The organism is Pseudomonas sp. A39 (assembly GCF_058145955.1).
In genome coordinates this window covers 167,770-186,750 of record NZ_JBYVMD010000001.1, presented here as the reverse complement: position 1 = coordinate 186,750, position 18,981 = coordinate 167,770, and the positions used below count along the sequence as shown (strand labels likewise).

17 protein-coding genes are annotated in these 18,981 nt (G+C 61.1%); 14 read left to right on the top strand and 3 right to left on the bottom strand.

What is annotated here, in order from left to right; translation table 11 throughout:
- The first annotated feature begins 154 nt into the window (after positions 1 to 154).
- Together AC3ZU9_RS00895 and AC3ZU9_RS00890 are read left to right on the top strand one after the other, a co-directional pair.
- A complete protein-coding gene (locus AC3ZU9_RS00895) occupies positions 155 to 1,363 on the top strand; it encodes a multidrug effflux MFS transporter (RefSeq protein ID WP_490090149.1) in 1,209 nt (402 codons plus the stop codon).
- A gap of 191 nt (positions 1,364 to 1,554) precedes the next feature.
- Positions 1,555 to 2,412, top strand: coding sequence for a glucose 1-dehydrogenase (locus AC3ZU9_RS00890; RefSeq protein WP_012724225.1), 858 nt, complete (start codon positions 1,555 to 1,557; stop codon positions 2,410 to 2,412).
- Between the two features lie 420 nt (positions 2,413 to 2,832).
- Here the strand turns inward: AC3ZU9_RS00890 and AC3ZU9_RS00885 are convergent, their stop codons facing one another.
- Both AC3ZU9_RS00885 and AC3ZU9_RS00880 read right to left on the bottom strand, forming a co-directional pair.
- Entirely contained in the window at positions 2,833 to 3,747 is a 915-nt protein-coding gene (locus tag AC3ZU9_RS00885; RefSeq protein ID WP_012724224.1) for a site-specific integrase, read from the bottom strand.
- 108 nt (positions 3,748 to 3,855) lie between these two features.
- A complete protein-coding gene (locus AC3ZU9_RS00880; RefSeq protein WP_102060500.1) occupies positions 3,856 to 4,680 on the bottom strand; it encodes a M949_RS01915 family surface polysaccharide biosynthesis protein in 825 nt (274 codons plus the stop codon).
- A gap of 413 nt (positions 4,681 to 5,093) precedes the next feature.
- Between AC3ZU9_RS00880 and arnC the strand changes: the two genes are divergently transcribed.
- The 12 genes from arnC (at position 5,094) to AC3ZU9_RS00820 (ending at position 18,105) form a co-directional block, all read left to right on the top strand.
- Complete coding sequence (gene arnC / locus AC3ZU9_RS00875; RefSeq protein WP_093544486.1) at positions 5,094 to 6,119, top strand: undecaprenyl-phosphate 4-deoxy-4-formamido-L-arabinose transferase; 1,026 nt, start codon at positions 5,094 to 5,096, stop codon at positions 6,117 to 6,119.
- Positions 6,120 to 6,121: 2 nt separating this feature from the next.
- The gene (arnA, locus tag AC3ZU9_RS00870; protein WP_490090148.1) at positions 6,122 to 8,113 is read left to right on the top strand and encodes a bifunctional UDP-4-amino-4-deoxy-L-arabinose formyltransferase/UDP-glucuronic acid oxidase ArnA; all 1,992 of its coding nucleotides are present in this window, start codon (positions 6,122 to 6,124) and stop codon (positions 8,111 to 8,113) included.
- Positions 8,113 to 8,997 (top strand): 4-deoxy-4-formamido-L-arabinose-phosphoundecaprenol deformylase, encoded by an 885-nt coding sequence (gene arnD / locus AC3ZU9_RS00865; RefSeq protein WP_012724220.1) that lies wholly within the window; start codon positions 8,113 to 8,115, stop codon positions 8,995 to 8,997. Before arnA ends, arnD begins: the two co-directional genes overlap by 1 nt.
- On the top strand, positions 8,994 to 10,649 hold the full coding sequence (gene arnT / locus AC3ZU9_RS00860) for a lipid IV(A) 4-amino-4-deoxy-L-arabinosyltransferase (protein ID WP_012724219.1): 1,656 nt from the start codon (positions 8,994 to 8,996) through the stop codon (positions 10,647 to 10,649). Before arnD ends, arnT begins: the two co-directional genes overlap by 4 nt.
- Positions 10,646 to 10,993: a 4-amino-4-deoxy-L-arabinose-phosphoundecaprenol flippase subunit ArnE gene (gene arnE, locus AC3ZU9_RS00855; protein WP_012724218.1), complete on the top strand. Its 348-nt coding sequence runs from the start codon at positions 10,646 to 10,648 to the stop codon at positions 10,991 to 10,993. The genes arnT and arnE overlap by 4 nt, the downstream gene beginning before the upstream one ends.
- Complete coding sequence (arnF, locus tag AC3ZU9_RS00850) at positions 10,990 to 11,403, top strand: 4-amino-4-deoxy-L-arabinose-phosphoundecaprenol flippase subunit ArnF (RefSeq protein ID WP_046034160.1); 414 nt, start codon at positions 10,990 to 10,992, stop codon at positions 11,401 to 11,403. Before arnE ends, arnF begins: the two co-directional genes overlap by 4 nt.
- Positions 11,400 to 12,791, top strand: coding sequence for a UDP-glucose dehydrogenase family protein (locus AC3ZU9_RS00845; RefSeq protein WP_046034161.1), 1,392 nt, complete (start codon positions 11,400 to 11,402; stop codon positions 12,789 to 12,791). Before arnF ends, AC3ZU9_RS00845 begins: the two co-directional genes overlap by 4 nt.
- Before the next feature lie 3 nt (positions 12,792 to 12,794).
- A complete protein-coding gene (locus tag AC3ZU9_RS00840) occupies positions 12,795 to 14,417 on the top strand; it encodes an ArnT family glycosyltransferase (RefSeq protein WP_093544498.1) in 1,623 nt (540 codons plus the stop codon).
- Between the two features lie 169 nt (positions 14,418 to 14,586).
- A complete protein-coding gene (locus AC3ZU9_RS00835; RefSeq protein WP_139237994.1) occupies positions 14,587 to 14,823 on the top strand; it encodes a type VI secretion system contractile sheath small subunit in 237 nt (78 codons plus the stop codon).
- A gap of 174 nt (positions 14,824 to 14,997) precedes the next feature.
- Positions 14,998 to 15,708, top strand: coding sequence for an HPP family protein (locus AC3ZU9_RS00830; RefSeq protein WP_122811484.1), 711 nt, complete (start codon positions 14,998 to 15,000; stop codon positions 15,706 to 15,708).
- 141 nt (positions 15,709 to 15,849) lie between these two features.
- Positions 15,850 to 16,953: an enoyl-CoA hydratase/isomerase family protein gene (locus AC3ZU9_RS00825; RefSeq protein WP_102060494.1), complete on the top strand. Its 1,104-nt coding sequence runs from the start codon at positions 15,850 to 15,852 to the stop codon at positions 16,951 to 16,953.
- 3 nt (positions 16,954 to 16,956) lie between these two features.
- Positions 16,957 to 18,105 (top strand): acyl-CoA dehydrogenase family protein, encoded by a 1,149-nt coding sequence (locus AC3ZU9_RS00820; protein ID WP_012724211.1) that lies wholly within the window; start codon positions 16,957 to 16,959, stop codon positions 18,103 to 18,105.
- Between the two features lie 92 nt (positions 18,106 to 18,197).
- Here the strand turns inward: AC3ZU9_RS00820 and AC3ZU9_RS00815 are convergent, their stop codons facing one another.
- Positions 18,198 to 18,971 (bottom strand): enoyl-CoA hydratase, encoded by a 774-nt coding sequence (locus AC3ZU9_RS00815; protein WP_012724210.1) that lies wholly within the window; start codon positions 18,969 to 18,971, stop codon positions 18,198 to 18,200.
- Between the last annotated feature and the right edge of the window lie 10 nt (positions 18,972 to 18,981).

Here is an 18,981-nt window from a genome sequence, read left to right as displayed (position 1 = left end):
TATATCCCCATGCCTGGTCAGCCGGTTGGGATGCCAACCGTAGAAGCCCCGCTGGTCATGTTATCGGCCACGCGTGCAGCTTATTGAAGCCTAAGTTTGCGGATCTGCGCGGATCCCTTAAGCTGACCGACCCTTGCTCCACCCGGAACTGCCCATGTCTCGAAGTATCGCCCACCTCGCCCTGCTGCTGGGCTTGATCACCGCCGTCGGCCCCTTTGCCATCGACATCTACCTGCCGGCCCTGCCGACGCTGGGCGCGAGCCTGCAGGCCTCGCCGGCGTTGGTACAAATGAGCCTCACCGTGTTCTTTGTCATCATCGGTGTGTGCCAGCTGTTCTACGGGCCGATCAGTGATGTATTCGGGCGTAAACCGCCGATCTATGCCGGCCTGGTGATTTTTGCCGTAGCCAGCGTCGGATGTGCCTTGGCGCCGACCATCGAATCACTGATCGCCTTTCGTGCGCTGCAAGCGTTCGGTGCGTGCGCAGGCATGGTGATTCCCCGGGCTATCGTGCGGGACCTGTACACCGGGCATGAAGCGGCAAAATTGATGGCCTTGTTGATGCTGGTGATGAGTGTCTCGCCGATCCTTGCGCCGCTCGTCGGCAGCCTGGTGATCGCGCTGTGGAGCTGGCGTGAAGTATTTGCCGTGCTGGCGGTCGTCGCGGTGGCGTGCCTGGTGATGACCATCGTGCAATTGCCCGAAACCCACCCGGCCGAACGTCGGCTGGGCAAGACCTTGGGCAACGCCTTCAGCAGCTATGGCGCGTTGCTGCGTGATCCGGTATTCATTGGCTTGTCGGTGGTGTGCGGTTTTGGCCTGGCGACCTTCTTCGTGTTTATCGGCAGCGCGCCGTTCGTGTACATCGAGCATTACGGCCTGACACCCACTCAATTCAGCCTGGGGTTTGCCCTGAATGCCGCCTCGTTCTTCGCCATGAGCCAACTCACTGCCCGCCTCAGCGCGCGCTTTGGCCTGGCGCCGCTGATTCGTGGGTCGGTGGTAGCGGTGGCCGCGGTGATGGCCGTGCTCGCGACCACCACGCTATGGGTCGATAGCTTGGCCTTGATGATGACGATGCTGTTTATCGGCTTCGGTTTTCTCGGTTTGCTGCTGCCGGCGGCCGGGGTGTTGTCATTGGAGGATCACGGCGCAGTGGCCGGTTCTGCCTCGGCCTTGCTGGGGGCGATCCAGATGATTACCGCCGCAGTGTCCATGACCCTGGTCGGCGTGTTCGCCGATCACACACCCGCGCCGATGTTGATCGGCATCGCACTGTGTGGCATCGCGGCGATGCTCACCACACTGTGGACGCTGCGTCGTCTACCGGCTCACTTGGCGAGTGCCCCGCCCTCCTCCTGATCGCCGCCCAATTGCGCCAGGTACGCCCACGGATAAATCCCGCGCGGGTGACCATCGTTGGGCAGTGGAAATACCGTTTTTGCAAAAGCTTAAAGCTAACCACTCGTCGGGCTTCGGCGGCATCCGTTACAACTATCGACCGGCGGGTAACTACTAATCCCATAGCCCCTTTGCAAACTATGGAGATTGATATGACTGATTACCCTCGCCCACCCTTCGCCCCTCAAGCTCAAGCTGTTCCGGGTGCGCAGAAGAAAATGGACCCGTATCCCGATTGCGGCGAGAAAAGCTACAGGGGCTCCGGCCGACTCGCCAACAAGATCGCCCTGATCACCGGGGCCGACAGCGGCATCGGGCGCGCCGTGGCCATCGCCTTTGCCCGTGAAGGCGCCGACGTGGCCATCGCTTATCTGGATGAACATGAGGATGCCCAGGAAACCGCACGCTGGGTCGAAGAAGCCGGCCGCCAATGCCTGTTGCTACCCGGTGATATTGCGCAGAAAAGCGTGTGTCAGTCGTTGGTGGACAAAACAGTCGAGCAGTTCGGCCGCATCGACGTGCTGGTGAACAATGCCGCGTTCCAGATGAGCCACGAAACCCTCGAGGAAATCGAGGACGAGGAATGGGTGAAAACCTTCGATATCAACATCACGGCGATGTTTCGCATCTGCAAGGCGGCCTTGCCACATATGAAGGCCGGCAGTTCGATCATCAACACCAGCTCGGTCAACTCCGACATGCCCAAGCCGACGCTGCTGGCCTATGCCGCCACCAAAGGCGCGATTGCCAACTTCACCGGTGGCTTGGCGCAGTTGCTCGGTAGCAAAGGTATTCGGGTCAACAGTGTGGCACCGGGGCCGATCTGGACGCCGCTGATTGTGGCGACGATGCCCGATGAGGACGTGAAGAGCTTTGGCAGCGAAACCCCGCTGGGGCGTCCGGGTCAGCCGGTGGAAGTCGCGCCGATTTATGTGCTGTTGGCGTCGGATGAGGCCAGCTACATTTCGGGTTCGCGTTATGCGGTGACTGGCGGTAAGCCGATCCTCTAATGCCTCACTGTGGGGCTGGCTTGTCTGCGAAGGCGGCCTCACAGCTGACCGGGATGTTGGATTAGACGGAGTACATATCCGTTATTTAGGTAGCGGCCACTTAGGGTTCCGCCCTTACGGCGGGTCACTTTCGAAAAGCGCGAAAGTAACCAAAGCGCTCTTGCCCCAACACTCGGCACCTCGCCTAGGCTCGGTGTGCCCTCACTCCGGCTTGAATCCGTGGGCCGCCGTCATGGGCCATCCTTGGCCCAGGACGGCTAACCCGGCGTCCTGCCGGGTTACCCACGGATTCAAGCCTGCGTTCGGCCAGCGTGTTTGACGGGGCGCCTGAGATCAAGATCAAGATCAAAAGCAAGAGCACGGCGGCCTAGTAGCCGACCTAAGTGGTTGAAGCAAAAGCAGCTTCTACAGGGGATTGTCCTACAGGTCGAACCGATCAACCGCCCTCCGCCGCTCATTGTCGTCGCGCACGTCGTAGCTGGCGGTGGTCTGGATGTTGGTGTGGTGCGCCAGTTTCTGCGCAATCGACAGGTCATGCTCCTCGATAACCCGCGTGATGAACGAGCGGCGGAAGTCATGGGGCATGATCTTCACCCCTACTTGCTCGCCGCGCTGGCGGGCAATGTAGTAAATCGCATGTTTGGTGATGCGTTCACGGGTGATGTGGCTGCCACGGCGGATGCGGTTGAACAGGAAGTTGTCATCCTGCTCACCGTCCTTGAGTTGCTCACGCCGAAAGGTAAGCCACGCCTGCAGCTTGGCAAATGCCCAGTCCGGTGCGTATTTGATCAGCTCCTTGTTACCCTTGCCGATTACCCGCAGGCTGCGTTCTTCGAAATTGATCTGCGCCAGGTCAAGGTTGACCGACTCCGACTTGCGCATGCCCGAGCCGTACAGAATGCCGATCACCGCTGCATCCCGCAGGCCCTGGGGGCGTGGGTCGGCGGCGCAGACTTCCATCATTTCGCGGATCAGGCTGCGCCGCAGGTTGCGGCCCTGACCCAGGCGCGAGCCCGGCGTGGCCTTGACGGTGCGCATGCGTAACAGGTGTTCCTGGCTGATCAGGTTCAGGCGCCAGGCTTCGTTCATCACCCCGCGCACGGCATTCACGTACAACGACGAGGTATTGGGCGCATAGCCGTCTTCGCGCAAGGCGGCGACCAGGGCGATCACGTGTTCGGGTTGCAGCAGGTGCCAGTCGATGTCTTCGAGGTTGATGTCTTCGAAGCCCAGGCGGTCGGCCGCATCTTGCAGCACGTAGCGCATGGTCAGTTGGCTTGAGGGTGCCAGGCGGGTGAGGTAAAGGGTCAGCGGGTTGCGGATAGACTCAGTCAAGGTAGATCAGCCTTTGGATTAAATAACTCGAACAAGCCTTTGTTTAATCGAGCTATTTAGTGAATTGGCGAAGGCCGAGTCTAACCCAGTGACAGCCTTCGCACAAAATCATGGGGCCGTGTCGTCTTCCTCAGTAGGCTCCTGGGGCTGGACCTGGGTCTGGCTCCATTCGCTGTCCTGCTTCTGCATCAGCGCGAACCAGTGCTGGCGCATGAACGTCAGGTACGCCTCAGGCGCCTTGGCGAAGTCTTTCTCGTCGCCATAACACCCTGGCAACGGCAACTCGGTGCCTTGTTCCTTGTACTGGCTGACCAGCGCCTGCTGCCCGGCGACGCTGCAATCCTTGGGCAGCGGCATACCACGCAAGGCGCCGGCCTCTTCGTCCCACCAGGCCGCGCCGACCCGGTCGACACCGCGCAGACGGTACTTCTGCGACTTGCCGACATGCATGATCAGCTTGAACTCATTGGGGCTGACATCGCTGGTGCAGGTGCGCGAATAGCCCACCGTGGCCTGGGTGATGCCATCGCCGGTGAGGTCGGTGACCTTGGTCGCGGCCCTGTCAAAGCGCAGCGAGGCGTCGAATTCGCAATGCTGCACATCGTCGTAGAGCATCCACACGCGCTTGGGGCGGTTGCCGTCGATCAGGTACTGGGCCGCATACACGAACGCCGACTGGGTGCCGTCGTCGTCGCGCTCGCTGATTTGCTCGGCGAGCACCAGCAGGTTCTTGCCTTGTTTATCGTCCCAGGTATAAGCGGCGATCTGCTTGCCGCGTACTTCAACACCCTCCGGCACCTGGTCAATGCTGGTGAGCGCCACCCCGTCATCGGCCTGGACTGTCGTGACCCACGCCACGCTCATCAACAGCCCGATCAACGATCCTATCAAAGCAGGCCGCAACTGGCCGCGTAAAAGCTGCACGCTATTCATCCGATCACCCTGGCAAGAGACGGCTTACTTTACCGGCACTTGGGACGCATTGCAGAGAAGATTCTTCACTTAAATTTCCTGGCCGAGCGTGCGCGTCCACGTTAAACCAAACGTCCTACAAACAGTTCCCATTTCGCCAGCCAACTAAAGCCTACAGGCCCCTAGTTGTTTAGCTGAACCCTAGCTGTCTACCTGTCAAATAAACGAGTTTTTCATCTGCCTTTCATATCTGTTCCACATTTTTACGCTTAATCTTTAGCGCAGTACTTCATAGCAAACCGCGCTATATCGTCTAACCTCTTGATTACGCTTCACCTTTGGCGCCGTTTTCTTAATCTGCGGTATGGACATTCGCCCAATGATTGCTGCTGTTTTCACGCTCCAAGTTGCTCTAACCCCGAGGTCATGAATCTTTGAAACCCTACCCTATTCATTGCGTGTCGATCGTAATCCCGGTCTACAACGAACAAGAGAGCCTGCCTGAATTGCTGCGCCGTACCACCGCAGCCTGCAAGCAACTGGCCTACGAATACGAAATCATCCTGGTCGATGACGGTAGCCGCGACAATTCAGCCCAACTGCTGGAGGACGCCGCCGCTGAAGACGGCAGCAACGTGGTGGCGGTGATCCTCAACCGTAACTACGGCCAGCATGCAGCGATCATGGCCGGTTTCGAGCAATGCCGAGGCGAAGTGGTGATCACCCTCGACGCGGACCTGCAAAACCCGCCCGAAGAAATTCCGCGCCTGGTCGAACAAGCCGCCCTGGGCTATGACGTGGTCGCCACCGTGCGCAACAATCGCCAGGACTCGGCTTTTCGCCGTTGGCCGTCGCGCCTGATCAACCTGGCTGTGCAGCGCTCCACCGGCGTGGCCATGACCGACTACGGCTGCATGCTGCGCGCCTACCGCCGCACCATCGTCGACGCGATGCTCGCCTGCCGCGAACGCAGCACCTTTATCCCGATCCTGGCCAACGGCTTTGCCCGTCACACCACCGAGATCCTGGTGCACCACGCCGAGCGTGAGCACGGCGAATCCAAATACAGCGCCATGCGCCTGATCAGCCTGATGTTCGACCTGCTGACGTGCATGACCACCACCCCGCTGCGCCTGCTGTCCATCGTCGGCTTCAGCCTGGCGGCGCTGGGCATGCTGTTTGCCTTCGCGTTGATCGTCATGCGCCTGGCTTTCGGTGCCGACTGGGCCGGTGACGGCTTGTTCGTGCTGTTCGCCGTGCTGTTCGTCTTTACCGGCGGCCAGTTCATCGGCATGGGCCTGCTGGGTGAATACCTGGGCCGCATGTACAGCGACGTGCGTGCCCGCCCGCGCTTCTTTATCGAAAAAGTGCTGCGCAACCAACCGGCAGCACCGGCTCCCGTGGTCGTCGTTGACGGCCTGGTGTCCTCCCATACCTCTACTTCTGCTGATCAGGTCTAAACATGAGTTCAAAAGCTGTTGTATTCGCGTATCACGATATTGGTTGTGCAGGCATCGAAGCGCTGCTCAATACCGGTTACGACATTGCCGCTGTGTTCACCCATGCCGATGACCCGAAGGAAAACAACTTCTACGGTTCCGTCGCCCAGTTGTGCGCGCGCAATGGTATCCCGGTGCACGCTCCGGAAGACGCCAACCACCCGCTGTGGATCGAGCGCATCGCCAAGCTGAACCCGGACTACCTCTTCTCGTTCTACTACCGCAACCTGCTGAGCGAGCCGCTGCTGGCCACGGCGCGCAAAGGCGCGTTCAACCTGCACGGCTCGTTGCTGCCTAAATACCGTGGCCGCGCCCCGGCCAACTGGGTGCTGGTCAACGGTGAAACCGAAACCGGCGTGACCTTGCACCGCATGGTCAAGCGTGCCGATGCCGGCGCGATCCTGGCCCAGCAGAAAGTCATCATCGAGCGCAGCGACACCGGCCTGACCCTGCACGCCAAACTGCGCGACGCCGCCAGCAACCTGCTGCGCGACGCCCTGCCGCAACTGGCCCAAGGCAAACTGGCGGAAACCGCCCAGGATGAAAGCCAGGCCACGTACTTCGGTCGCCGCACCGCTGCCGATGGCAAGTTGGAGTGGAAAAAACCGGCTGAGGAACTGTTCAACCTGGTGCGCGCTGTGACCCAACCTTACCCAGGTGCCTTCTGCGCCGTGGGCGAGCACAAGCTGGTCGTGTGGCAGGCCGACGTGGTCAAGGGCAACGAAGGCCTGACGCCGGGCCGTGTGATCAGCGTCAACCCGCTGCGTATCGCGTGCGGTGAAGACTCCCTGGTAATCAAGTTCGGCCAGCGCAACGACAACGGCCTGTACCTGGCCGGCCCGTCCCTGGCCAACGAATTGGGCCTGGTCGACGGTTCCGTGCTGCGCGGCGCCGAGTCCGGCCGCAAACCGCGCCGTACCCGCGTGCTGATCCTGGGCGTGAACGGCTTTATCGGTAACCACCTGTCCGAGCGCCTGTTGCGTGACGACCGCTACGAAGTCTACGGCCTGGACATCGGCTCCGACGCCATCGAGCGCCTGCGCAGCCACCCGAACTTTCATTACGTCGAAGGCGACATCAGCATCCACACCGAGTGGATCGAGTACCACATCAAGAAATGCGACGTGGTCCTGCCGCTCGTGGCCATCGCCACACCCATCGAATACACCCGCAACCCGCTGCGCGTGTTCGAACTGGACTTCGAAGAAAACCTCAAGCTGGTGCGCTACTGCGTCAAGTACAACAAGCGCGTGATCTTCCCGTCGACCTCCGAAGTCTATGGCATGTGCCAGGACCAGTACTTCGACGAAGACACCTCCAACCTGGTGGTTGGCCCGGTCAACAAGCAGCGCTGGATCTACTCGGTTTCCAAGCAACTGCTGGACCGCGTGATCTGGGCCTACGGCGCCAAGGGCCTGAACTTCACCCTGTTCCGCCCCTTCAACTGGATGGGCCCGCGCCTGGACCGCCTGGACTCGGCACGCATCGGCAGCTCCCGCGCCATCACCCAGCTGATCCTCAACCTGGTGGAAGGCACGCCGATCCGCCTGTTCGACGGTGGTGAGCAGAAGCGTTGCTTCACCGATATCGCCGACGGCATCGAAGCCCTGGCGCGCATCATTGATAACGACAATGACGCGTGCAATGGCCAAATCATCAACATCGGCAACCCGGAAAACGAAGCCAGCATCCGCCAGTTGGGCGAAGAGCTGCTGCGTCAGTTCGAAGCGCACCCGCTGCGTGGCAACTTCCCGCCGTTCGCCGGTTTCCGCGATGTCGAGAGCAAAGCGTTCTACGGCACCGGTTACCAGGACGTGGCGCACCGCAAGCCAAGCATCGAAAACGCCAAGCGCCTGCTGAACTGGGAGCCGACCGTGGAGATGAGCGAAACCATCGGCAACACGCTGGACTTCTTCCTGCGTGAAGCCATGCTTGAAATCGCGGACAAAAAGTAATGGAGGCAGGTCTTCGCATCGACGTCGACACCTACCGTGGCACCCGTGAAGGTGTGCCGCGGTTGCTCGAAACCCTGGATGAAGCTGGGGTAAAAGCGACGTTCTTCTTCAGTGTCGGGCCGGACAACATGGGGCGCCACCTGTGGCGCCTGATCCGCCCGCAGTTCCTGTGGAAGATGCTGCGTTCCAACGCCGTGGGCTTGTATGGCCTGGACATTTTGCTGGCCGGCACCGCCTGGCCGGGCAAACCGATCGGCCGCGACCTGGGGCACTTGATGCGCCAGGCCAAGGCGGCCGGGCATGAAGTCGGCCTGCACGCCTGGGATCACCATGGCTGGCAAGCCAACACCGGGCGCTGGAGCGAAGCGCAGCTGGTCGAGCAGATTCGACGCGGCGTGGAGACCCTGAGCGACATCCTCGGCGAACGCATCGACTGTTCAGCGGCCGCCGGTTGGCGCGCCGATGAACGCGTCGTGCAAGCCAAGCAAGGGTTCAACTTTCGCTACAACAGCGATTGCCGGGGCACCAGCCTGTTTCGTCCAACCCTGGCCGATGGCAGCGCGGGCACCCCACAAATTCCGGTGGACCTGCCGACCTTCGACGAAGTCGTCGGGCCGGTGGTGGCTGCCAAAGACTTCAACACCTTCATCCTCGACCGCTTTGGCGCGTCGAAGCTCAACGTCTACACGATCCACGCAGAAGTAGAAGGGATTCTGATGGCCAATGATTTTCGCCAGTTGCTCGCCCAGGCAGGGCAGCGCGGCATCGACTTCAAACCCCTGGGCGACCTGTTGCCTGCCGACCTGACCTCCCTGCCCCAGCAACAGCTGGTGCGCGGCGCCTTGCCCGGCCGCGAGGGCTGGCTCGGAGTGCAGCAGGCATGATCCGCCGTTGGGCCCTGCCCCTGCTCCTGTTGGCGTTTGGCGTCTTCTACCTGCTGCCATTGGCCACCCACGGCCTGTGGATCCCGGATGAAACCCGCTACGCACAGATCAGCCAGGAAATGCTGCTGACCGGCAAGTGGGCGTCGCCGCACTTCATGGGCATCCGCTACTTCGAGAAACCGGCGGCGGGCTACTGGATGATCGCGCTGGGCCAGGCGATCTTCGGGCAGAACCTGTTCGGTGTGCGGTTTGCGTCCGCCTTGAGCACCGGCTTGAGCATCCTGCTGGTGTACCTCGTATCGCGCCGGCTGTGGAATGACCCGCAGAAAAGCCTGGTCAGCACCGTGCTCTACATGAGCTTTGTCAGTGTCGCGGCGCTGGGCGGCTACGCCAACCTCGATCCGCAGTTCACCTTCTGGGTCAACCTGACCGGCGTGGCCTTGTGGTTTTGCTTCGACAGCACCACGCGCAGCGGGCGGCTGGGGGCCTGGGCGCTGCTGGGCCTGGCCTGTGGCATGGGCTTCATGACCAAGGGTTTCCTGGCCTGGTTGCTGCCGGTGTTGATCGCCCTGCCCTACGCGATCTGGCAGAAGCGTTTTCGTGAGCTGCTGGGCTACGGCGTGGTCGCCGTGGTGGTGGCGATTGTCGTCAGCCTGCCATGGGCGCTGGCCGTTCACCTGCAAGAGCCCGACTACTGGAATTTCTTCTTCTGGCACGAGCATATCCAACGTTTTGCCGGCGACGACGCCCAGCACGCCGAGCCGTTCTGGTATTACCTGCCGCTGCTGGTTGCGTTCTGCCTGCCGTGGGTGGCGTTGTTGCCGTCCACGCTCAAACAGGCTTGGCTGGAAAAACGCAGCGCGAAAATCGGCTTTGTGTTGCTGTGGCTGTTGATGCCGCTGGCATTCTTCAGCCTGGCCAAGGGCAAGTTGCCTTCCTACATCATGCCGTGCCTGCTACCGCTGGCGTTGCTGATGGGCAACACCCTGGCCGACAAACTGGCCCAGGGTCGTTACCGTGCATTGCGTATCAACGGCTGGCTGAACCTGGTCATTGGCGTGGTGGTGCTGCTGGCGTTGAGCTGGTTCCAATTGAAAAAACCGGTGTACGAACACGGGCAGGAAACCCTCAGCCTGGTGCTGGTGTTCACCTTCCTGTTCGGCTGGATCCTGGTCAACCTGCTGCAGGCCGCCCAGCCATTGCGCCTGTGGGCGGCGCCGATTCTCGGCAGCTGGCTGATGGTCGCCCTGTTGCCGGCCGCGTTGCCGCACTCGGTGGTGTACAACAAGACCCCTGATCAATTCATCATCGACCACCTGCAGGAACTGCAACCTGCCACCGCCTTGCTGAGCAATGACCTGGGCGCGGCGTCCGCGCTGTCGTGGCGCCTGGCACGCCCGGACGTGACGCTCTACAACACCGTCGGCGAAGTCAAGTACGGCCTCGCCTACCCGGATGCCGGCCATCACAAGGTGGATGTCACCCAGGTCCAGCAGTGGATGACCGAGGCGCGCAAACAAGGTGCGGTCGGCGTGGTGATGCGCGTCAAAGGCGACGACGAAGTGGCCGAAGTGGCATTGCTGCCCACCGACGGCAAGCGCTATGAACAAGGCAATATCGTGATTCTGATCTTCCCGCAGGTGACGCCTTGATCACCCTGCTGCTGTTATTGGCTGCGTGCCTGCTGACCTGCATGGGCCAGGTATCGCAGAAGTTCGCCGTGGAAAGCTGGCGCGACCTGCCGGAGGGCTGGGCACTGAAACTGCGTTCGCCGTGGTTGTGGTCGGCGCTGGTATGCCTGGGCCTGGGCCTGCTGGTGTGGCTGCTGGTGTTGCAGCGCCTGGAAGTGGGTATTGCCTACCCGATGCTCAGCCTCAATTTTGTGCTGGTCACGCTGGTGGCGCGGTTTGTCTTTCATGAACCCATCGATGCCCGCCACTGGCTGGGTGTGGCGTTGGTGATCAGCGGTGTCGTGCTGCTGGGGCGTCACGTATGAGCCGGGTCCAAGGGTTTGCCCTGGCCCTGGGCAGCGTCGGCCTGGTCAGTGCCGCCCAGTTGGGGATGCGCTGGAGCATGACGCGCTTGCCGCTGCCCAGCGACTGGCTGGACGCGTTCACCCACAACAGCATCGACCTGGGTGCGCTCGGCATGGTGATCCTGGCGATCCTGGCCTACGCGCTGTCGATGCTCTGCTGGCTCGGCGCGCTCAAATACCTGCCGCTGGGCCGTGCCTATTCACTGTTGAGCATCAGCTACGCCCTGGTCTATCTGCTGGCGGCCAGCCTGCCGGTGTTCAACGAAGATTTTTCGGTTTCAAAAACCCTGGGGGTGGCGCTTGTCATCCTCGGTGTGTTGGTTATCAACTCTCGCCGTGCTAGCGCTACAAGTCCCAGGAATGCCCCATGAAAATCAGTGTATTTGGTAGTGGTTACGTCGGTCTGGTGCAGGCCACCGTATTAGCCGAAGTCGGTCACGATGTCATCTGCATGGACGTTGACAAAAACAAGGTCGAGTCTTTACAGAAAGGCCATGTGACGATCTTCGAGCCGGGGCTGGCGGCGATGGTCAAGGAAAACCTGGAAAGCGGGCGACTGCACTTTACCCATGACGAGAAACTCGCGGTCGAACACGGCGAAGTGCTGTTTATCGCCGTGGGCACGCCGTCGGACGAAGACGGTTCGGCGGACCTGAAGTACGTGCTGTCGGTGGGCGATGCGGTCGCCCGTCACCGCCAGGAGCCGGTGATCCTGGTGGAAAAATCCACCGTGCCCGTCGGCACCGGCGACACCCTGCGCGCACATATCGAAAAAGCCTTGCACCTGGCCGGCCGGCACTTGGACTTCGATATCGTCTCCAACCCGGAATTCCTCAAGGAAGGCTCGGCGGTTGCCGACTGCCGCCGCCCGGACCGCATCATCATCGGCTGTGAGCGCGAAGAAGTGCGCGACGTGATGCGCGACCTGTACGCACCGTTCAACCGCAACCATGACCGCATCATCTTCATGGACCTGCGCAGCGCCGAGCTGACCAAATACGCCGCCAACTGCATGCTGGCGACCAAGATCAGCTTTATCAACCAGATCGCAGAACTCGCCGAACACCTGGGGGCGGACATCGAAGCCGTGCGCCTGGGCATCGGTGCCGACTCGCGCATCGGCTACCACTTTATCTACCCCGGCTGCGGCTACGGCGGTTCGTGCTTCCCCAAGGACATGCGCGCCCTGATCCACAGCGCCAAGCAGGCCAACTGCTCCAGCGACCTGCTTGAAGCCGTGGAAGCCATCAACCAACGCCAGAAGAGCAAGCTGTTCGAGCGGATCAATGCGTTCTTCAAGGGCGACCTGCGCGGCAAGACCTTCGCCTTGTGGGGCCTAGCGTTCAAGCCCAACACCGACGACATGCGCGATGCACCCAGCCGTGTGCTGATGGAAGCGTTGTGGGCCGCCGGCGCCCATGTACGTGCGTTCGACCCGGAAGCCATGCAGGAAACCCAGCGTATCTACGGCGATGATCCACGCCTGATGCTGATGGGTACGCCGGAATCCACCTTGGGCGGCGCCGATGCGCTGATCGTCTGCACCGAATGGCAACAGTTCAAGGCGCCGGACTTCGACCTGATCCACCAGCGCCTGAAAACCCCGGTGATCTTTGACGGCCGTAACCTCTACGACGGCGAACGCCTGGCGCGCAAAGGGTTCCAGTATTACCCGATCGGCCGTGGCGACTCCTGCCAGTTGCCGATTCCCCAGCAGCAGTGGGTGGCTCAAGTGGCAAAACAGGTCGTGGAAGCCTGATACGTGAACAAAGACCGACCGCCCCTGTTAAGCCCAGCGATCCGCCGCCAATCCCTCGGTTTGGGATTGCTGGCGCTGCTGCTGTTTATCGCCGGCAGCTGGCACCAGGCGATCATTGGCTTCGACTCACGCTTCGTGCTGTTCGCCCAGGAGATGCTGCGCCATGGTCCAGGCTTTTTCCCCACCACCTATGGGCAGCCTTATGCGGATTACCTGGCCACCTCGACGCTGCTGACGTGGCTGCTGTCAGTGCCGCTGGGCCAGGTCACCAGCCTTACCGCCTGGCTGCCCACGGCGATGGCGTCGGCAGTCATCGTCATGCTGGTGTATCGCCTGACGGCGCCCTACTCCCAGCGTTGGGGCTTGCTGAGCATTGCGATGCTGTTGCTGAGCAGCAGCTTTATCAGCGAAACCCGCGCGGTTTCCCTCGACCAGATGCTGGCCGCCATCGCCCTGGCGGTGTTTTACCTGGGTTATGCCCACGATCACTTTGGGGCGGGTAAACGTCTGCACTGGATTTACCTGTTGCTGATCGTCGGTTTTGCGATCCGTGGGCCGATCGGCCTGGTGATTCCGACCGGCGTGCTGTGCAGCTATTACCTGATCAACCGGCAATGGCGGCAACTGTTCAGCTTCGGCTTATTGGCACTGGCATTGCTGGTGGCGTGCGTTGGCCTGCTGTTGCTGATGGCCAAGCTCAGCGGCGGCGAGCGCTTCATGCAGGACGTGATTCGCATGCAGTTCCTCGGCCGTATGGATGGCAGCGAAGGCTCCAGCGGCGTGCTGTATTACTTCACCAGTTCCTTGGGCAACTACGCCATGGCCTATCCCATGGCCGTGTTGGTGCTGCTGGCAATGGTGATCAGCGGGCGCCGTGCGCCGGGGCCGGCGTTGCAGTTGGTGTGGTATTGCGCGGCGGCGGCCTTGCTGGTGATGCTTGGCCTGTCGATTCCCCAGGCGAAAAAGGCGCGTTATGTGCTGCCGATGTTGCCGATGGCGGCGATCATCGCGGCGTATCCGTTCCAAGTTGCGCACGGGCGGCTCTTTGCCTGGCTGCGTGTTCTGATGCTGGGTATCTGGACGTTGCTGCCGACACTGTTGATCGCCGGCTTGCTGTTGGCGCGACCGCGCTATCCGGAGCAGTTGAGCCACCTCGGGTGGGTGTTCGGCGTGCTGGGGGCGCTGCAGGTGTTGGCGCTGTTGACGTTATTCAAGATCCGCTGGCGCCCAGTCGGGCCAGCCTTTGCAGCAGTACTGGCGGTGTGGGCCACGTATATTCTGGTGGTCGAACCGCTGGAGCGCAGTGTCTACGACACACGCACGTTTACCCTGCAGGTGCATGAACAGGTGATGCAGCAACGCGCGCCAGTGGTGTTGCACGGTCTGGGCAAAGACGCCAAGGCGATCAAATACATGGTCAACCTCGACTGCGACCAGGTGCCTTTGTTTACCCAGCAAACGGCCGACCTGAAGCCGATCCAAGGTCCCGCCTGGGTAGTGATGAGCGAAGCGGATTACGAAGGCATGACGGACCCGCGTTTTCGCTCCATCACCCCGACCTTGGCCGGTGAATTTGACCGCAACCCTTACGTGCTGCTGCACCTGGTCAAAACCCCGCAACCTTGAGCCCTGCGCCGGCGCTCCCCGGCGCAGAGAACTCCTACGTAGCTTTACGTAATGGCTGATGCCATTTCACTTTCCTGCGTCCAAAACCCGACTGTAAACTCGCCTGCGTGCGGTATTCATTTACCGCCACAGGTCATGGATTACAACAAGGACGTTGGAGGAGAGCACCGTGCCAGATAAAGTTTCGCTTGATCCCGCTGCTTCCTGGACCCGTGATGGGATGCCTTCGGGCTACCTACCCGTGCCGTCGTTGGATCGATTGATGGGTTTGCGTGATGCCCTGGTGGCGCTGAACGGGCCGCTGGCCAGTGAGCCAGGGCTACGGGAAAACCTGCAAAGACGCTTTTTGGATGAAGACTTCAATAATCGCGTGCTGGGTAAAATGTGCAGCTCGCTGATCGGATAGCCCCCTACAACTCAATATTCTTGCATTCAACCCTCATTAATATGCATTGGCGCCCTGCTTCCCAGCCCGGCACACTGCAGCTGTTCCTTCCCCCAAATGTTGGAACGTTCAAAGGGCTTCTCCGGGCGACCAGACAAGCCTTTTTTTTGCCCGCTGTTTATGGACGCCCTTTCAATGTTCGCTCGCTGGTACCCTGCTGCTATCAACACCCGTCCCACCGAATGGAGCCGTGCCGCGATCGGCATGGCGCTGGGCACCCTGTTCAGTGTCTGGCTATGCGCCCAAGTATTTGGCATGGACGTGGCCCTGCATCTGCTCGGCCCTCTCGGCGCGTCGGCCGTGTTGTTGTTCGCGGTGTCATCAGGCGCTTTGGCGCAGCCGTGGTCGATCATCGGTAGCTACCTGTGCGCGGGTGTCCTGGCGTTGCTGGTGGCTCGCGTCCTCGGGCCTTCCCTGGGCGGCGCCTGCCTGGCGGCGGGCATGACGGTGGTGCTGATGTGCTGGTTGCGCTGCCTGCATCCGCCGGCCGGGGGCCTGGCCATGACGCTGGTGCTGGCCGACCCGGCCTCCGCCGCCTTGGGCTGGTATGAGTTGGGCGCGGTATTGCTGGGCGCCGGAGCCTTGCTGACGTGTGCACTGGCTTACAACAATGCCACGCGCACGCGCTACCCCAAGGGTGCCATCGAGTCCTCGCCGGTTATCTTGAACGATCCCAAGGCCGGTCACGACCCTGCAATCACCGCTGCCGACCTGAAACTGGCGCTGGCTGAAATGGAGCAGTTCTACGATGTGGAACCTACGGCGCTGGAGCAGTTGATCCACGCGGCGGAGACCCACGCCAGGCGCCGCAGTATTGGTGAGGTGCTGGCCAGTCGGGTGCCTTGAGGCCACCATTCTTTCCCTGCATAAATGCAAAAACGACCTGCATGATTGAGGGTTGTACTGTGCAAATTTGCACTGGTACGATCACACGATGGTTCGTGCGCGAACATCTTGATAAAGAATAATAAAAGCAGGGAGTTATCGATGACTGCTCAGGTTTCAACCGAGGCAAGCCACGCAGCAATACTTCAGGACGAAGTCCTCGCCGAAGTCCGCAACCACATCGGGCACCTTACCCTCAATCGCCCCGCCGGCTTGAATGCCCTTACCCTGCAGATGGTCCGCAGCCTGACGTCCCAGTTGCAGGCATGGGCGGATGATCCACAGGTGTATGCCGTGGTCCTGCGCGGCGCCGGCGAAAAAGCCTTTTGTGCCGGCGGCGATATTCGTTCGCTGTACGACAGCTTCAAGAATGGCGACACCCTGCACCAGGACTTCTTCGTCGAGGAATACGCGTTGGACCTGGCCATCCACCACTACCGTAAACCGGTGCTGGCGCTGATGGACGGTTTTGTCCTGGGCGGCGGCATGGGCCTGGTGCAAGGCGCCGATTTACGCGTGGTCACCGAGCGCAGTCGCCTGGCGATGCCGGAAGTAGCCATCGGTTACTTCCCCGACGTAGGCGGCAGCTACTTCCTGCCGCGTATTCCCGGCGAGCTGGGGATTTACTTGGGCGTGACCGGGGTGCAGATCCGCGCGGCCGATGCGCTCTATTGCGGGCTGGCTGACTGGTACCTGGACAGCCACAAACTGGCCGACCTTGACCAGAAGCTCGACAACCTGAGATGGCACGACTCGCCGCTCAAGGACCTGCAAGGCGCGCTTGCCAGGCTGGCGGTGCAGCAATTGCCAGATGCGCCCCTGGCCGCTTTGCGCCCCGCCATCGACCACTTCTTCGCGCTGCCGGATGTGCCGAGCATCGTCGAGCAATTGCAGCAAGTCACCGTTGCCGACAGCCACGAATGGGCACTCAACACCGTCAGCCTGATGCAGACGCGCTCGCCCCTGGCCATGGCCGTTACCCTGGAGATGCTGCGCCGTGGCCGGCGCCTGTCGCTGGAGCAGTGTTTTGCCCTGGAACTGCACCTGGACCGCCAATGGTTCGAACGCGGCGACCTGATCGAAGGCGTACGCGCGTTGATTATCGACAAAGACAAAAGCCCACGCTGGAACCCGCCCACCCTGCATGGGCTGGCGCTCAGCCATGTAGAGAGCTTCTTCCATCACTTCGAGAAGGTTGTGAAATAAGCCATGCAAGACCTTGAATATACAGAAGAACAAGTGATGATCCGCGACATGGCACGCGACTTTGCCCGTGGTGAAATCGCCCCCTACGCCCAAGCCTGGGAAAAAGCTGGCTGGATCGACGACGCCCTCGTGGCGAAGATGGGGGAGCTGGGCCTGCTGGGCATGGTGGTGCCGGAAGAATGGGGGGGTACCTACGTCGATTACGTTGCCTACGCCCTCGCCGTCGAAGAGATTTCTGCCGGTGACGGTGCTACGGGCGCACTGATGAGTATCCATAATTCAGTGGGTTGCGGGCCAATCCTCAACTACGGCTCAGATGCACAAAAGCAAACCTGGCTGGCAGACCTCGCCAGCGGCCAGGCGATTGGCTGCTTCTGCCTGACCGAGCCCCAGGCCGGTTCAGAAGCCCACAACCTGCGCACCCGCGCCGAGCTGCGTGACGGCCAGTGGGTGATCAATGGCGCCAAACAGTTCGTCAGCAACGGCAAGCGTGCCAAGCTGGCCATTGTGTTTGCCGTGACCGACCCTGATCTGGGCAAGAAAGGGATATCGGCGTTCCTGGTGCCTACGCACACTCCGGGGTTCGTGGTGGACCGCACCGAACACAAGATGGGCATCCGCGCCTCCGACACCTGCGCCGTCACGTTGAACCAGTGCACGGTGCCCGAGGCCAACCTGCTGGGTGAGCGTGGCAAGGGCCTCGCGATTGCCCTGTCCAACCTGGAAGGCGGGCGCATTGGCATTGCCGCCCAGGCGCTGGGGATCGCCCGTGCAGCGTTTGAGGCCGCCTTGGCGTATGCGCGTGATCGCGTGCAGTTCAACAAGGCGATCATCGAGCACCAGAGCGTGGCCAATCTGCTGGCAGACATGCAAACCCAACTGAATGCCGCACGCTTGCTGATCCTGCACGCCGCACGCCTGCGCAGCGCCGGCAAGCCATGCCTGTCGGAAGCCTCCCAGGCCAAGCTGTTTGCCTCGGAAATGGCCGAGAAGGTCTGCTCCTCCGCGATGCAGATTCACGGTGGGTACGGGTATTTGGAAGATTATCCGGTGGAGCGTTACTACCGGGACGCGCGGATCACGCAGATTTACGAAGGGACCAGCGAGATTCAGCGGATGGTCATTGCGCGGGAACTGAAGAATTACTCATAAAAAACGGGTTACTCTAACTGTCACATCGCATAAACCCTGTGGGAGGGGGCTTGCCCCTCCCACATTTGACATCCAGTGTTTGTCAGGCCGGGTTACTTATCCTTGAACTCGGGTGCACGCTTGGCCACAAACGCCGCCATGCCTTCCTTCTGATCCTGCGTCGCAAACGCTGCATGGAACACCCGGCGCTCAAAACGCACGCCTTCGGACAGGCTCACTTCAAACGCGCGGTTCACGCTTTCCTTGACCATCATGCTGATCGGCACCGACTTGCCGGCAATCAGCGTGGCAACTTTCAAGGCTTCCTCCAGCAGCTCATCGGCCGGCACGATGCGCGCGACAATCCCGCAGCGCTCCGCTTCCACCGCGTCGATAAAACGCCCGGTCAGGCACATTTCCATGGCCTTGGCCTTGCCCACCGCGCGGGTCAGCCGTTGGGTGCCGCCCATGCCGGGCAGGACGCCGAGGTTGATTTCCGGCTGGCCGAACTTGGCGCCGTCACCGGCCAGGATGAAGTCGCACATCAACGCCAGTTCGCAGCCGCCGCCCAGGGCGAAGCCGTTCACCGCCGCGATAATCGGTTTGCGGCGATTGGCCACGCGGTCGCTGTCGCTGAACAGGTCATCGAGGTAGATCTGCGGGTAGGTCAGCTCGGCCATTTCCTTGATGTCGGCGCCGGCGGCAAAGGCTTTTTTCGAGCCGGTCAACACGATGCAGCCGATGTCAGGGTTGGCTTCCAGGCCGTCCAATGCCTGGTTCAATTCGCTGACCAGTTGCGCATTCAGGGCGTTCAAGGCGTTTGGACGATTGAGGGTAATCAGCCCGACGCGGCCTTGGACGTCGAGCAAAATGGTTTCGTAACTCATGTATCGGCTC

Excerpts from the sequence above, each read along its gene's own strand:
- AC3ZU9_RS00890 (WP_012724225.1), top strand. The coding sequence starts at position 1,555 with ATGACTGATTACCCTCGCCCACCCTTCGCCCCTCAAGCTCAAGCTGTT.
- AC3ZU9_RS00845 (WP_046034161.1), top strand. The coding sequence starts at position 11,400 with ATGAAAATCAGTGTATTTGGTAGTGGTTACGTCGGTCTGGTGCAGGCC.
- AC3ZU9_RS00815 (WP_012724210.1), bottom strand. The coding sequence starts at position 18,971 with ATGAGTTACGAAACCATTTTGCTCGACGTCCAAGGCCGCGTCGGGCTG.
- AC3ZU9_RS00895 (WP_490090149.1), top strand. The coding sequence starts at position 155 with ATGTCTCGAAGTATCGCCCACCTCGCCCTGCTGCTGGGCTTGATCACC.
- AC3ZU9_RS00820 (WP_012724211.1), top strand. The coding sequence starts at position 16,957 with ATGCAAGACCTTGAATATACAGAAGAACAAGTGATGATCCGCGACATG.
- arnT (WP_012724219.1), top strand. The coding sequence starts at position 8,994 with ATGATCCGCCGTTGGGCCCTGCCCCTGCTCCTGTTGGCGTTTGGCGTC.
- AC3ZU9_RS00830 (WP_122811484.1), top strand. The coding sequence starts at position 14,998 with ATGTTCGCTCGCTGGTACCCTGCTGCTATCAACACCCGTCCCACCGAA.
- AC3ZU9_RS00880 (WP_102060500.1), bottom strand. The coding sequence starts at position 4,680 with ATGAATAGCGTGCAGCTTTTACGCGGCCAGTTGCGGCCTGCTTTGATA.
- AC3ZU9_RS00825 (WP_102060494.1), top strand. The coding sequence starts at position 15,850 with ATGACTGCTCAGGTTTCAACCGAGGCAAGCCACGCAGCAATACTTCAG.
- arnD (WP_012724220.1), top strand. The coding sequence starts at position 8,113 with ATGGAGGCAGGTCTTCGCATCGACGTCGACACCTACCGTGGCACCCGT.
- arnA (WP_490090148.1), top strand. The coding sequence starts at position 6,122 with ATGAGTTCAAAAGCTGTTGTATTCGCGTATCACGATATTGGTTGTGCA.
- arnF (WP_046034160.1), top strand. The coding sequence starts at position 10,990 with ATGAGCCGGGTCCAAGGGTTTGCCCTGGCCCTGGGCAGCGTCGGCCTG.